Here is a 13,851-nt window from a genome sequence, read left to right as displayed (position 1 = left end):
CCCTGATGTCGAGTCTCCACACCGCGCCCGCGCGGGAACCAGCGCGGCTACCGTCGTACTGCTACGCCTTTCGGTACGACGTCGAAGTTGAAGGGGCGACCGCGGCATGAGTCTCGGCGACGAGCACGGGTACCGCGAGTCCTCGCGCTCCGGGGACGACGGGGCGTACGGGGGGTACGCCGGCACCGGCCAGACCCGGACACGCCTCCCCGAGGGCGGCGGCGACCCCTACGGCGGCGCGCCCCGCCGACCCCGCTCCTCCTCCAGAAGCCTCGTCACCGTCGTCGGCGTGGTCGTCCTCCTCATCGCCGCGATCGCCTTCGCGAACCGGGGCGGCGGGGACTCCGACACGTCCGGAGGATCCACCGCCGACAAGCCGGAAACGGCCCCTACGGCGGCATCGGGGGAGCGGCCGGTGAAGTCGAAGACGGCGGGGATCCCTACGGGGTTCGCGCGGAGCGAAGCAGGGGCCCAGAGCGCGGCAACCAACTACACGGCCGCCTTGGGTTCGGACGGCATGTTCAACACCGCCACACGCCATCAGATCGTCGAGACCATCGCCGATCCCAGCGCCATGGACCGCCTCCAGGACGGCTTCGACGCCGACTACTCCGCCGAGTTCCTGAAGTCACTGGGCCTCGGCGAGGACGGCAGCGCGCCCTCGGGCAGCACGTTCGTCAACCGCACACTGCCGGTCGGCACCAAGGCCACGGCCTACAGCTCCGAGGCGGCAACCGTCGAGGTCTGGTGCAACAGCCTCTTCGGGCTCACCGGGGAAAGCACGACCAACCCGGTGACCAACGGCTGGTTCACCGTGACCTTGAAGCTGCGCTGGACAGATGGCGACTGGAAGGTCCTCGAGACCAGCCAGAAGACCGGCCCAACCCCCGTCAACGCAGACGACCCGGTCTCCGGAGCCGACGAGATCGGCAAGGCGGTCGAGGAGTTCGGAGGGTTCACGTATGCCCGGTAGCCCGCGTCGCGCACTCACGGTCACCGGTGCGGTGGCAGCCGTTCAGGTCGGAGCCGTTCTGCTGGCGACCCGAGCCTTCGCCGCGCCCACCCCGACACCATCTCCCACGACCAGTGACGACCCCTGCTCGCTGATCTCGGGCCCCGCCAAGGACTACTGCGAACGAGGCGCCGGCGAAAAAGCCGACACCAGCACCCTCCCCAACGACGTAACCACCACCCTCGACCCCCTCTCCTCCCTGGCCCAAGGCTGCGCCGACGCCGCCTCATGGACCGTCGACAAGCTCTCCGAAGCCGTCAACGAGACCGCGGACGTCGACTTCACGAACATGACGTTCCTGAAGCACTACGCGGTCGTGTTCGCCGCCTCCGCGATCCTCACGCTCGTGCTGTGGCTGCTCGCCGTCACCAAGCGAGCCGTCCGCGGCGTGCCGTTCACGACGGCCATCTCGGAGGCCATCGGCTTCCTCTGGCTGACCGTGCTGGCCTCCGCCTTCACCCCGCTCATCCTCTACACCATCGTCTCGGCCACCGACGGCGTCAGCGACATCATCGCCCGCACCACCGGCAACCAGACGGACACTTTCTTCGGCACGTTCTCCGAGGCCCTGAAGAAAGGCAACGACATCGGCGGCGGCCCCATCATGCTGATCCTGGTGTCGCTGGTCTCCATCGTCGCCGCCGGCGTGCTGTACCTGGAGCTGTACCTGAGGGCCGTCCTCCTCTACGTCGGCGCCCTCCTCGGCGTCGTCGTCTACGCCGGCCTCGTCGACAAGGACCTGTGGGGCCACGTCCGCCGCTGGGCGGGCATCATGATCGCGATCATCCTGGTCAAGCCCGTCATCGTCATCGTGCTCGGCCTCGCCGGCGCCCTGACCACCGAGGACGGCCCCGACTCCCTCGCCGCGGTCGTCTCCGGCCTCGCCATCATCCTGCTCGCCATCTTCGCCTCGGCGATGATCTACCGCTTCGTCCCGGGCTTCGGCGACGAGATCGCCAACTCCCGCAACAACCGCATCATGCGCGGCGCCGAGGGCAAGGCCGCCGCCGTCATCAGCTCCCCCGCCACCCTCGTCGCCCAGGGCATCAAGACCCACAGCTCCCGGGCCGACAACAACGGCGGAGGCGGCGGCAGCAGCACACCCCGCCCGTCCAACCCCGCATCCGGCGGCGTGGCCGCCCACAGCTCGCGCAGCGCGAGCGGCGGCGGCGGAACTGTCCCCTCCGCCGCACCCCCGCCCCGTACGAGCCCGGTCAACACCCCCCACGCCGGCAACACCCGCAACAGCAACCGCACGGGAGGTGAAGGGCGTTGACGACCGATTCCCACCTGTCCCACGCGATCACGCCCCGCCGTACATATCTGATCGGCCGCGCCCGGCCGAACGCGATCATCGGCCGGAACCGCGAGTCCGGCGAGATCGCACTGATCATCGCGGGCGCGTTCCTCGGCATGATGTGCGGCCTCCTCGTCCCGGTGCTCGTCCCCCGCATCGCCCTGCTGACGGGCTTCCCGATGCTGGCCCTGGCCGCGGTGTACGTGCCGTACAAGCGGCGGACCTTCTACAAGTGGTTCGAGATCAACCGCAGTTACAAGCGCAGCCTGCGCAAGGGCACGACGTACCGTTCGGCCAACATGGAGGCCGGCACCCGCCTCGACGGCCGTGAGGTCGAGGTCGGCCCGCCGCCCGGCATCGGCCGCATCACCTGGCTCGCCGCGCCCTTCGGCCCCGACGAGATCGCCGTCCTGCTCCACGCCGACCGCCGGACCGTCACCGCCGCCATCGAGATCGAGGGCCCGGGCGTCGGCCTGCGCGACTCCGAGGATCAGGAAGCCCTCGTCGACCGCTTCGGCACCCTCCTCAAGCACGTGGCCAACGGCGACGGCTTCGTCACCCGCCTCCAGATGCTCGCCCGCACGCTCCCCGCCGACCCGGACGCCCACGCCAAGGACGTCGCCCAGCGCGGCGACGACCGCGCCCCCGGCTGGCTCCAGCAGTCGTACGACCAGCTGCAGTCCATGGTCTCCACCAGCAGCGAGCAGCACCGCGCGTACCTCGTCGCCTGTATGCACTACACCCGCGAACTGGCCGCCGAGGGCCACGCCATGGCCCGCGCCGCCCGCCCCCACGGCCGCAAGCTGGACAAGGACGCCGGCCTCGCCGTCGTCATGGCCCGCGAGCTGACGGACATCTGCTCGCGCCTCCAGGAGGCCGACATCCGCGTACGGCAGCCGCTCGGCCAGGGCCGCCTCGCCTCCCTCATCCACTCCATGTACGACCCGGACCACCCCATCGACCACATCCAGGCCATGACCAAGCGCAACGCCTGGCCGGCCGAACTGGACGCGATGGAGCCGGACTACCTCCAGGCCAAGACCCGCGAGTCCTCCACCCGCGCCCCCTGGTGCCACGCCACGGCCTGGGTCAAGGAGTGGCCGATGACCCCGGTCGGCGTCAACTTCCTGGCGCCCCTCCTGGTCCACACCCCGGACGTCATCCGCACCGTCGCCGTCACGATGGACCTCGAACCCACCGAGGTCGCCATCGAACGCATGCTGACGGAGAAGACCAACGACGAGGCGGAGGCGTCCCGCGCCGCCAAGATGAACCGCACGGTCGACCCGCGTGACGTGGCCTCCCACTCCCGCCTCGACCAGCGCGGCGAGGACCTCGCGAGCGGCGCCGCCGGCGTCAACCTCGTCGGCTACATCACCGTCTCCTCCCGCTCCCCGGAGGCACTGGCCCGCGACAAGCGGACGATAAGGGCCTCGGCCGGCAAGTCGTACCTCAAGCTGGAGTGGTGCGATCGCGAACACCACCGGGCCTTCGTCAACACGCTCCCGTTCGCCACCGGAATCCGAAGGTAGGGCCATCGCGATGCGGGACCACCCGAGGGCCCCTGGAGCCCAACCGCACCTGGAGGTGAAGCACTGATGAGGGACCCGATCTCCGCCCTCACCGACGCCTTCACGTCCTTCCTCTTCGGCAAGGTCGAGACGACCCGCCTGCCGGTCCGCACCTCCACCGGACAGGCCCAGGCGGTCTACCTCCCGACCGCCGCCCCCGGCCTCGGCGACTCCGGCGTGATCATCGGCCGCGAGGTCTACTCCGGGAAGGGCTACATCTACGACCCCTTCCAGCTCTACGGCCAGCAGCTCCCGGCCCCGCACTGGCTCGTCCTCGGCGAGTCCGGCAACGGCAAGTCGGCCCTGGAGAAGACGTACGTCCTGCGCCAGCTGCGCTTCCGCGACCGCCAGGTCGTCGTCCTCGACGCCCAGGGCGAGGACGGCGTCGGCGAGTGGAACCTCATCGCGGAGGAGCTGGGAATAACTCCCATCCGCCTCGACCCGACGGCCGCCCTCGACATGGGCATCCGCCTCAACCCCCTCGACCCCTCGATCACCACGACGGGCCAGCTGGCCCTCCTGCGGACGATCATCGAGGTGGCGATGGGCCATGGCCTGGACGAACGCTCCGGCTTCGCCCTGAAGGTCGCGCACGCCTACGTCAACGAGACGATCGTCGAACGCCAACCGGTGCTCACCGACATCGTCGAGCAGCTCCGCCACCCCGAGCCGGAGTCCGCGGAGGCGATGAACGTCGCCCTGGACGACGTACGGGCCTGGGGCCTGGACGTGGCACTGGTCCTGGACCGCCTGGTCGACGGTGACCTCCGCGGCATGTTCGACGGCCCCACCACCGTGGGCATCGACCTCGACGCACCCCTCATCGTCTTCGACCTCTCCCACATCGACCGCAACTCCATCGCGATGCCCATCCTCATGGCGATCGTCGGCGTGTGGCTGGAGCACACCTGGATCCGCCCCGACCGGAAGAAGCGCATCTTCCTGGTCGAGGAGGCCTGGCACATCATCAACAGCCCGTTCGTCGCCCAGCTCTTCCAGCGCCTGCTGAAGTTCGGCCGCCGCCTCGGTCTGTCCTTCGTCGCGGTCGTCCACCACCTGTCCGACGTCATCGACGGCGCGGCGGCCAAGGAGGCCGCGGCCATCCTGAAGATGGCCTCCACACGGACGATCTACGCCCAGAAAGCGGACGAGGCCCGGGCGACGGGCCGCGTCCTGGGCCTGCCCCGCTGGGCGGTGGAGATCATCCCCACCCTCACCCCCGGCATCGCCGTCTGGGACGTCAACGGCAACGTACAGGTGGTCAAACACCTGATCACCGAGACCGAACGCCCCCTCGTCTTCACCGACCGCGCGATGACCGAATCCTCCGTCGACCACCTGCTGGACGACGACGCCCTGCACGCCGCCGAACTGGAAGCGGAGGAACGAGCGGCGGCGTTCGTCGAACAGCAGCTGAGCGAGGTCGACGGATACGGCTCCTCCGAGTCGACGGTGGCCTGAGCGGGACAGCGATGAGCCGGAACGAGCAGGGTCAGGACGAGGAAACGGCGTGAACGACGGCAAAGCGTACGGCGCGAACGACGGCCGAGCGTACGGTGGCGGGGCGTACGGCGCGAACAATGCCCGGGTGTACGGCGGCCGGGCGTACGACGTGGGCAACGGCCGGGGCCACAGCGTGCACGGCGGCCGGGCCCACGGCGGGTACGGCGGCGTGCGGTGAGACCGGACGAGCGGCGCCCCCGGCAGGGCGGTGGCGGCATCCCCGACGGACTGCTGATCGCCCTCTTGGGCTTCCTGGTGAGCGTGACCCTGCTGGTCTGGTCGGCCACCGGTCTGGCCGGCCTCTTCGCCCACGGCGCCTGGCCGGACGGCGTCACCTTCACCCGCACCCCCCTGGCCGTACGCAGCCTGATCTCCGCCCCGCAGGACCTCCCCGCCGCCTGGCCGGACACCCCCGCCGCCCAGCTCTCCGGCTACGGCCTCTTCTGGGGCCTCCTCATCAGCCAGCTCATGGTCCTCCTCGTCCTGACCGTCTTCACGATGGGCACCCTGGCCCGCTGGCGAGCCGTCCGAGCGAGGGACAAGGCGGCACGGGCCCAGAGGCAGGGCACCCCGACGGCGGAAGCACCGGCCCAGCACCCCGGCCCCACCGCACCACACGCCCCCGGTCACGCCGCACCACACGCTCCCAGCCACACCCAGAGCGCGCCCCCGACCGCCGCCCCCGTGGAACAGTCGTCCGCGCAGCCCACCGTCCCCACCCCGCCGCACACCACGACCCCCAGCGGCGGCGGCCTCGCCCCACCCGCCGGATTCACCGGCCCGAACCCGAACCCGACGCCGACGCCGAGTCCGATCGCCGCTGCCGCGGTCGCCCTCCCCTCCGCCCCGGCGGCCGAGGTGGGCGCAGCACTCGACACCGACGCCACCTGGGCCAACCCGGCCCCCACGGTCGTCCTCGGCCCCGCCGAGTCCCGTCGCCCGGTCGCCGCGCAGGCCGTACGGGACGCCGAAGGCCCGGCCCTCGTCGTCACCTCCGACCCCACCCTCTGGTCGGACACGAAGGACGCCCGCGCCAAACTGGGCCCGGTCCTCCTCTACGACCCCGCTCACCGCTGCGACACACCGGCCCGCCTCCACTGGTCGCCCATCTCCGGCTGCGAGGACAAGCCGACGGCGCTGGCCAGGGCCATCGCCCTGCTCGCCCCCATCCGCCCCACCGCCAGGATCGACCAAGCGGTGGCGGACACCGCCGAGACCCTCCTGCGCAGCTACCTCCACGCCGCCGCCATAGACACCCGCACCATCCGCCACCTGCACCGCTGGGCCCAAGGCAGCAACGTCCAGGAAGCGGTCCGCACCCTGCGGACGAACCCGAAGGCGGCCCCCGGCGCGGCCGGTGAGCTGGAGTCGGCGCTCACCTCACACCCCGAACGCCGGGACATCGCACAGCAGTTGACGGCCCGCGCCCTCTCCGCCCTGTCCACGGTCAACGTCCGCGAGGCGTGCGCCCCGAACCGAGCCGACTCCCTGGCGCTGGATTCCTTCGTGCACGAGGGGGGAACGCTCTATGTGGTCGGCGACCCCATCGAGGACCCCAAGGCGAACCCCTCCGCGATGCCTCTCCTGACGGCCCTCGTCTCAAGCGTGGTCGAGCGCGGCCGGCGCATGGCCGAACGGTCATCCTCCGGCCGCCTCGACCCACCACTCACCCTGGTCCTGGACGACGTGGCGGCCGTGGCCCCGCTCCCCCAGCTCCCCGCCCTCCTGACCGGCGGCGCCGACCAGGGCCTCCCCACCCTGGCCCTCCTCCGCTCCCGCGAACAGGCCCGCTCCCGCTGGCCGAACGCCGAACTCCCGCTGCCCTGAACACAGTCGGGCGGTCAGGCAGTCTGGGATTCCGGCAATCTGTCCGGCAGTCCGGGAGTCAGGAAGCGCCCTCGTCCGGCACCGCGTACCCGGCCACGGACGGCCACCGCACCGTCAGCACCACCGACTCCTCCTCCGCGACCCAGGAGTGGTCCACCCCGCGCCCCCAGACGACATAGTCGCCCTGCCGCTCCAACACGACGCTACGGCCGGGGAAATCGACCCGGAAACGACCGCTGATCAGCACCTGCAGAGCGGTCCGTTCCTCACCCCGGACCCACTGGGCGCGCGTGTCACCCCGTGGATGGACACCCCACTTGATCTCCACCGCCTCACTCCGCCGCGGATCCCCCTCCGCCTTGAAGTGCCCGAGCAGCCAACCCCGGTCCAGCGCCGCGTCCTTGCCCGCATTGCCCACATACACGCTGTCGTCCATGCCGCCGAACGCTAACACCCGAGCCCCACGCCCTACGCCCCACGCCCTACGCCCTACGCCCTACGCCCTGCGCCTGGGCCCTACACCTGGGCCCACTCCAGCACGTACTCCAACTCCCGCCCCTCGTCCCCCTCGACAGTCACCCCACTGCCCACGAACCCGACCCGCCGGTAGAAGGCGGCGGCCCGTCCGTTCCCCTCGTTCACGAACAACCGCACCCGCTCCACCCCGGCCGACCGGGCCCACCCCACGGCGACCGCGAACAACGCCTCGCCCACACCCTTGCCCCGATGCCCGTCCCGCAGGAACACGCCCACCAGATGCGCCTGCCGCCGCTCGACGACCCCACCGAAGAAGTCCCGCGCACCGGCCTCCTCCACGAGCACGGTCACCGTCCCGACCCACTCACCGGCCGCGCTCTCCACCACGAACTGCCGCCGCTCCCGAGCCCCCTCCGCGGCCCCCTCCGCCCGCTCCTTCCAGAACCCGTCCGGCCGCGCGGCGGCCTCCTCGTACGCCTCCAGGAACGCGAGATGAGCCACCGGGTCCCGCAGCGCGGCCAGCCTCAACTCCCGCACCTCACGCCATTCCTCGGCACGGACGGACCGGATGCGGTACCCCTCCGGAAGAACGGGGCTCTCGGCACGCGGAGGCAGCTTCATGCGGGTCACGGTAGTACCGGGGTACTACACCCTTCACCGGATTTCCGGCCCCGGTCGCACGCCCAGAGCCCACCCCACGTACGAGGATGCCCACGTGACGAGCGACGGCACCGAACGCGACACCGGCACCGAGAGCACCTGGCAGCCGGCCGGCCCGCAACCCCTCACCCAGCACTTCCGACGCCTCACCCAGCGGGCCCGGGATCTCGACCACCGCCGTCCCCTGCTCTGGGACCTGCTCGTCACGGGCTTCTTCGTGACCGCCGCCCTCATCGACTACACCAGCGGCGGCTGGCGGAACACCACCGACAACCCCACCCTCCCCGGCTGGCTGATCGTCACCCTCTCCCTCGGTTTCACCCTCCCGCTCCTCCTGCGCCGCACCCGCCCCTTCGCGGCCCTCCTGACGACGCTGCCGTTCGCCCTCGTCAACACCTGGACCGGTGCCTCCCTCCAGGCGGGCGAACTCTGTCTGCTCACCGTCTTCCACGTGGCCCTGCGCACCCGCCAACGCACCCTGCTCTGGTCCTACGCCCTCGCCGTGCTGCCCTACGTCGTCGGCGGCCTCCGCCACCCCGACGAACAGGGCCTCGACCAGAACATCGTCCCCGCGGCGACGGCCCTGGCGCTCGCCGCGGTCGCCGGCATAGCCGTGCGCACCCGCAAGGAGTACCTCGCCTCCCTCGTCGAACGCGCCCGCCAGCTGGAAGTCGAACGCGACCAGCAGCTACGCCTCGCCACCGCCGCCGAACGCGCCCGCATCGCCCGCGAGATGCACGACATCATCGGCCACAACCTCTCCGTCATCACCGGCCTGGCCGACGGCGGCCGTTACGCGGCACCGAAGGACCCCGCCCGCGCCACCGAGGCCCTCACCGCCATCTCCACCACCAGCCGCCAGGCCCTCGCGGAGCTACGCCGTCTCCTGGACGTCCTTCGCGACGACCCCGAGGACCCCTCGACCCCCGCCCCGCCGGCCGATCTGACCCCCCAGCCCTCCCTCACCGACCTCGACCGCCTGCTCACCGGCGTACGGTCCGCCGGCCTCCCCGTCCACAGCACCGTCCGCGGCACCCCGGCCCTGTCGCCCGGCCGCCAACTCACCGTCTACCGCGTCGTCCAGGAAGCCCTCACCAACACCCTGAAGCACGCGGGCCCGGGCGCCACGTCCCGCCTCCTCATCTCCTACGAGGACTCCGGCGCCGTCTCCCTCACCCTCACCGACACCGCGCGCACCGCCCCCGCCCAGCCCGCCTCCACGAACGGCGGCCGCGGCATCCCCGGCATGCGCGAGCGAACAGCCCTGTACGGCGGCACACTTGAGGCCGGACCGCTCCCCCACCCGCGACGCGGCTGGCGAGTCCACCTACATCTCCCGGAGGATTCCCCGCAGTGACGACCGTCCTCATCGCCGACGACCAGCCCCTGCAACGCCTCGGCTTCCGCATGCTCCTGGAGAGCCAGGACGACATGACGGTCGTCGGCGAGGCCCCGGGCGGCAGCGGGGCGGTCCGGCTGACGGCCGAGCTCCACCCCGACGTGGTCCTGATGGACGTCCGCATGCCCGGCCTCGACGGCATCGAGGCCACCCGCCGCATCGTCTCGGCGGGCGACCGCACCCGCGTCCTGATCATCACCACGTTCGACCTCGACGAATACGCCTACGCCGGTCTCCGCGCCGGCGCCTCCGGCTTCCTCGTCAAGGACGCCCTCCCCGAGGAGCTCCTCTCCGGCATCCGAGCCGTGGCCTCCGGCGACGCGGTGGTGGCACCCAGCCTGACCCGCCGTCTCCTCGACACCTACGCCCGTCACCTGCCGAAACCCGGAGAGCCCACCGCCCCCGCCCCCACGGACCCCCGTCTCTCACCCCTCACCGACCGCGAACGGGAGATCCTCACGGTCATCGGCCAGGGCTGGACGAACACCGAGATAGCCGCCCGGCTCCATCTCGCGGAGTCGACGGTCAAAACCCACGTCGGCCGCATCCTCGCCAAAACCGGTTCACGGGACCGCATCCAGGCAGTGATCCTGGCGTACGACACGAAATTGGTGGAGCCGTCCTGATTCCTGATTCCTGCTGATTCCCGGAAGAAGGCCGGCCTGCAAATGCAGAAAGCCCCCGCCGGTCTCCCGGCAGGGGCTTTCTCAAAAATTGTTCGGCGGCGTCCTACTCTCCCACAGGGTCCCCCCTGCAGTACCATCGGCGCTGTAAGGCTTAGCTTCCGGGTTCGGAATGTAACCGGGCGTTTCCCTCACGCTATGACCACCGAAACACTATGAAACTATGAATACCGCACCATCCCTCGTGACCATGAGGCATGGGGTTGTTCGTGGTTTCAGAACCAACACAGTGGACGCGAGCAACTGAGGACAAGCCCTCGGCCTATTAGTACCAGTCAACTCCACCCGTTACCAGGCTTCCATATCTGGCCTATCAACCCAGTCGTCTACTGGGAGCCTTACCCCATCAAGTGGGTGGGAATACTCATCTCGAAGCAGGCTTCCCGCTTAGATGCTTTCAGCGGTTATCCCTCCCGAACGTAGCCAACCAGCCATGCCCTTGGCAGAACAACTGGCACACCAGAGGTTCGTCCGTCCCGGTCCTCTCGTACTAGGGACAGCCCTTCTCAATATTCCTGCGCGCGCAGCGGATAGGGACCGAACTGTCTCACGACGTTCTAAACCCAGCTCGCGTACCGCTTTAATGGGCGAACAGCCCAACCCTTGGGACCGACTCCAGCCCCAGGATGCGACGAGCCGACATCGAGGTGCCAAACCATCCCGTCGATATGGACTCTTGGGGAAGATCAGCCTGTTATCCCCGGGGTACCTTTTATCCGTTGAGCGACGGCGCTTCCACAAGCCACCGCCGGATCACTAGTCCCGACTTTCGTCCCTGCTCGACCCGTCGGTCTCACAGTCAAGCTCCCTTGTGCACTTACACTCACCACCTGATTGCCAACCAGGCTGAGGGAACCTTTGGGCGCCTCCGTTACCCTTTGGGAGGCAACCGCCCCAGTTAAACTACCCATCAGACACTGTCCCCGATCCGGATCACGGACCCGGGTTAGACATCCAGCACGACCAGACTGGTATTTCAACGACGACTCCACCCGAACTGGCGTCCGAGCTTCACAGTCTCCCAGCTATCCTACACAAGCCGAACCGAACACCAATATCAAACTGTAGTAAAGGTCCCGGGGTCTTTCCGTCCTGCTGCGCGAAACGAGCATCTTTACTCGTAGTGCAATTTCACCGGGCCTATGGTTGAGACAGTCGAGAAGTCGTTACGCCATTCGTGCAGGTCGGAACTTACCCGACAAGGAATTTCGCTACCTTAGGATGGTTATAGTTACCACCGCCGTTTACTGGCGCTTAAGTTCTCAGCTTCGCCACCCCGAAGAGTGACTAACCGGTCCCCTTAACGTTCCAGCACCGGGCAGGCGTCAGTCCGTATACATCGCCTTACGGCTTCGCACGGACCTGTGTTTTTAGTAAACAGTCGCTTCTCGCTGGTCTCTGCGGCCACCCCCAGCTCACCGAGTAAATCGGATCACCAGGTGTGGCCCCCCTTCTCCCGAAGTTACGGGGGCATTTTGCCGAGTTCCTTAACCATAGTTCACCCGAACGCCTCGGTATTCTCTACCAGACCACCTGAGTCGGTTTAGGGTACGGGCCGCCATGAAACTCGCTAGAGGCTTTTCTCGACAGCATAGGATCATCCACTTCACCACAATCGGCTCGGCATCAGGTCTCAGACTTAATGGCGTGCGGATTTACCTACACACCGTCCTACACCCTTACCCCGGGACAACCACCGCCCGGGATGGACTACCTTCCTGCGTCACCCCATCACTCACCTACTGCAAGTCTGGTTCGTCGGCTCCACCACTCCCCTTCACCCGAAGGATCCGGGGCGGCTTCACGGACTTAGCATCGCCTGGTTCAATGTTTGACGCTTCACAGCGGGTACCGGAATATCAACCGGTTATCCATCGACTACGCCTGTCGGCCTCGCCTTAGGTCCCGACTTACCCTGGGCAGATCAGCTTGACCCAGGAACCCTTGGTCAATCGGCGCAAACGTTTCTCACGTTTGTATCGCTACTCATGCCTGCATTCTCACTCGTGAACCGTCCACAACTCGCTTCCGCGGCTGCTTCACCCGGCACACGACGCTCCCCTACCCATCCCAGCGGGCGTTGGCCCTCATGCTGGAATGACACGACTTCGGCGGTACGCTTGAGCCCCGCTACATTGTCGGCGCGGAATCACTAGACCAGTGAGCTATTACGCACTCTTTCAAGGGTGGCTGCTTCTAAGCCAACCTCCTGGTTGTCTCTGCGACTCCACATCCTTTCCCACTTAGCGTACGCTTAGGGGCCTTAGTCGATGCTCTGGGCTGTTTCCCTCTCGACCATGGAGCTTATCCCCCACAGTCTCACTGCCGCGCTCTCACTTACCGGCATTCGGAGTTTGGCTAAGGTCAGTAACCCGGTAGGGCCCATCGCCTATCCAGTGCTCTACCTCCGGCAAGAAACACACGACGCTGCACCTAAATGCATTTCGGGGAGAACCAGCTATCACGGAGTTTGATTGGCCTTTCACCCCTAACCACAGGTCATCCCCCAGGTTTTCAACCCTGGTGGGTTCGGTCCTCCACGAAGTCTTACCTCCGCTTCAACCTGCCCATGGCTAGATCACTCCGCTTCGGGTCTTGAGCGTGCTACTAAAACCGCCCTGTTCGGACTCGCTTTCGCTACGGCTACCCCACCCGGGTTAACCTCGCAACACACCGCAAACTCGCAGGCTCATTCTTCAAAAGGCACGCAGTCACGAGACACCAAGCAAGCTTGATGTCCGACGCTCCCACGGCTTGTAGGCACACGGTTTCAGGTACTATTTCACTCCGCTCCCGCGGTACTTTTCACCATTCCCTCACGGTACTATCCGCTATCGGTCACCAGGGAATATTTAGGCTTAGCGGGTGGTCCCGCCAGATTCACACGGGATTTCTCGGGCCCCGTGCTACTTGGGTGTCTCTCAAACGAGCCGTTGACGTTTCAGCTACGGGGGTCTTACCCTCTACGCCGGACCTTTCGCATGTCCTTCGCCTACATCAACGGTTTCTGACTCGTCCTGTTGCCGGCAGACAACAGAAGAGAGATCCCACAACCCCGTATACGCAACCCCTGCCGGGTCTCACACGCATACGGTTTGGCCTCATCCAGTTTCGCTCGCCACTACTCCCGGAATCACGGTTGTTTTCTCTTCCTGCGGGTACTGAGATGTTTCACTTCCCCGCGTTCCCTCCACACTGCCTATGTGTTCAGCAGCGGGTGACAGCCCATGACGACTGCCGGGTTTCCCCATTCGGACACCCCCGGATCAAAGCCTGGTTGACGACTCCCCGGGGCCTATCGTGGCCTCCCACGTCCTTCATCGGTTCCTGGTGCCAAGGCATCCACCGTGCGCCCTTAAAAACTTGGCCACAGATGCTCGCGTCCACTGTGCAGTTCTCAAACAACGACCAACCACCCATCA

Annotated in this window: 10 protein-coding genes and 2 rRNA genes; 8 read left to right on the top strand and 4 right to left on the bottom strand. The window is 67.7% G+C overall.

The window, feature by feature from the left end; all coding sequences use genetic code 11:
* Positions 1-106 precede the first annotated feature (106 nt).
* From ACZ9QC_RS22410 to ACZ9QC_RS22385, 6 genes are all read left to right on the top strand, one after another.
* Positions 107-973, top strand: coding sequence for a DUF8175 domain-containg protein (locus ACZ9QC_RS22410; RefSeq protein WP_472914753.1), 867 nt, complete (start codon positions 107-109; stop codon positions 971-973).
* A complete protein-coding gene (locus ACZ9QC_RS22405) occupies positions 963-2,288 on the top strand; it encodes an energy-coupling factor transporter transmembrane component T family protein (RefSeq protein WP_472914752.1) in 1,326 nt (441 codons plus the stop codon). The genes ACZ9QC_RS22410 and ACZ9QC_RS22405 overlap by 11 nt, the downstream gene beginning before the upstream one ends.
* A complete protein-coding gene (locus ACZ9QC_RS22400; RefSeq protein WP_184892260.1) occupies positions 2,285-3,841 on the top strand; it encodes an SCO6880 family protein in 1,557 nt (518 codons plus the stop codon). Before ACZ9QC_RS22405 ends, ACZ9QC_RS22400 begins: the two co-directional genes overlap by 4 nt.
* A 66-nt stretch (positions 3,842-3,907) precedes the next feature.
* Positions 3,908-5,341, top strand: coding sequence for an ATP-binding protein (locus ACZ9QC_RS22395; protein ID WP_230217153.1), 1,434 nt, complete (start codon positions 3,908-3,910; stop codon positions 5,339-5,341).
* A 49-nt stretch (positions 5,342-5,390) separates the two neighbouring features.
* On the top strand, positions 5,391-5,561 hold the full coding sequence (locus ACZ9QC_RS22390; RefSeq protein ID WP_472914751.1) for a hypothetical protein: 171 nt from the start codon (positions 5,391-5,393) through the stop codon (positions 5,559-5,561).
* Positions 5,558-7,210, top strand: coding sequence for a type IV secretory system conjugative DNA transfer family protein (locus tag ACZ9QC_RS22385; RefSeq protein ID WP_472914750.1), 1,653 nt, complete (start codon positions 5,558-5,560; stop codon positions 7,208-7,210). The genes ACZ9QC_RS22390 and ACZ9QC_RS22385 overlap by 4 nt, the downstream gene beginning before the upstream one ends.
* Positions 7,211-7,268: 58 nt before the next feature.
* Here ACZ9QC_RS22385 and ACZ9QC_RS22380 read toward each other — a convergent pair whose 3' ends face one another.
* Both ACZ9QC_RS22380 and ACZ9QC_RS22375 read right to left on the bottom strand, forming a co-directional pair.
* Positions 7,269-7,646, bottom strand: a complete 378-nt coding sequence (locus ACZ9QC_RS22380) for a cupin domain-containing protein (RefSeq protein ID WP_230217157.1) — start codon at positions 7,644-7,646, stop codon at positions 7,269-7,271.
* 80 nt (positions 7,647-7,726) lie between these two features.
* On the bottom strand, positions 7,727-8,308 hold the full coding sequence (locus ACZ9QC_RS22375; RefSeq protein WP_472914749.1) for a GNAT family N-acetyltransferase: 582 nt from the start codon (positions 8,306-8,308) through the stop codon (positions 7,727-7,729).
* A 94-nt stretch (positions 8,309-8,402) separates the two neighbouring features.
* On the opposite strand from ACZ9QC_RS22375, the gene ACZ9QC_RS22370 reads away from it, so the two are divergent.
* Positions 8,403-9,704 carry a sensor histidine kinase gene (locus ACZ9QC_RS22370; RefSeq protein WP_472914748.1) on the top strand — a complete coding sequence of 434 codons (1,302 nt, stop codon included), beginning with the start codon at positions 8,403-8,405 and terminating at the stop codon, positions 9,702-9,704.
* A complete protein-coding gene (locus ACZ9QC_RS22365) occupies positions 9,701-10,372 on the top strand; it encodes a response regulator (RefSeq protein ID WP_472914747.1) in 672 nt (223 codons plus the stop codon). Before ACZ9QC_RS22370 ends, ACZ9QC_RS22365 begins: the two co-directional genes overlap by 4 nt.
* Positions 10,373-10,462: 90 nt before the next feature.
* On the opposite strand, the gene rrf is transcribed toward ACZ9QC_RS22365, so the two are convergent.
* Both rrf and ACZ9QC_RS22355 read right to left on the bottom strand, forming a co-directional pair.
* Positions 10,463-10,579: ribosomal RNA gene (rrf, locus tag ACZ9QC_RS22360) — 5S ribosomal RNA — on the bottom strand.
* 95 nt (positions 10,580-10,674) lie between these two features.
* Positions 10,675-13,798 (bottom strand): 23S ribosomal RNA (locus ACZ9QC_RS22355).
* Between the last annotated feature and the right edge of the window lie 53 nt (positions 13,799-13,851).

Source organism: Streptomyces sp. HUAS MS02 (assembly GCF_055702265.1).
This window is presented reverse-complemented; position numbering and strand designations above follow the sequence as displayed.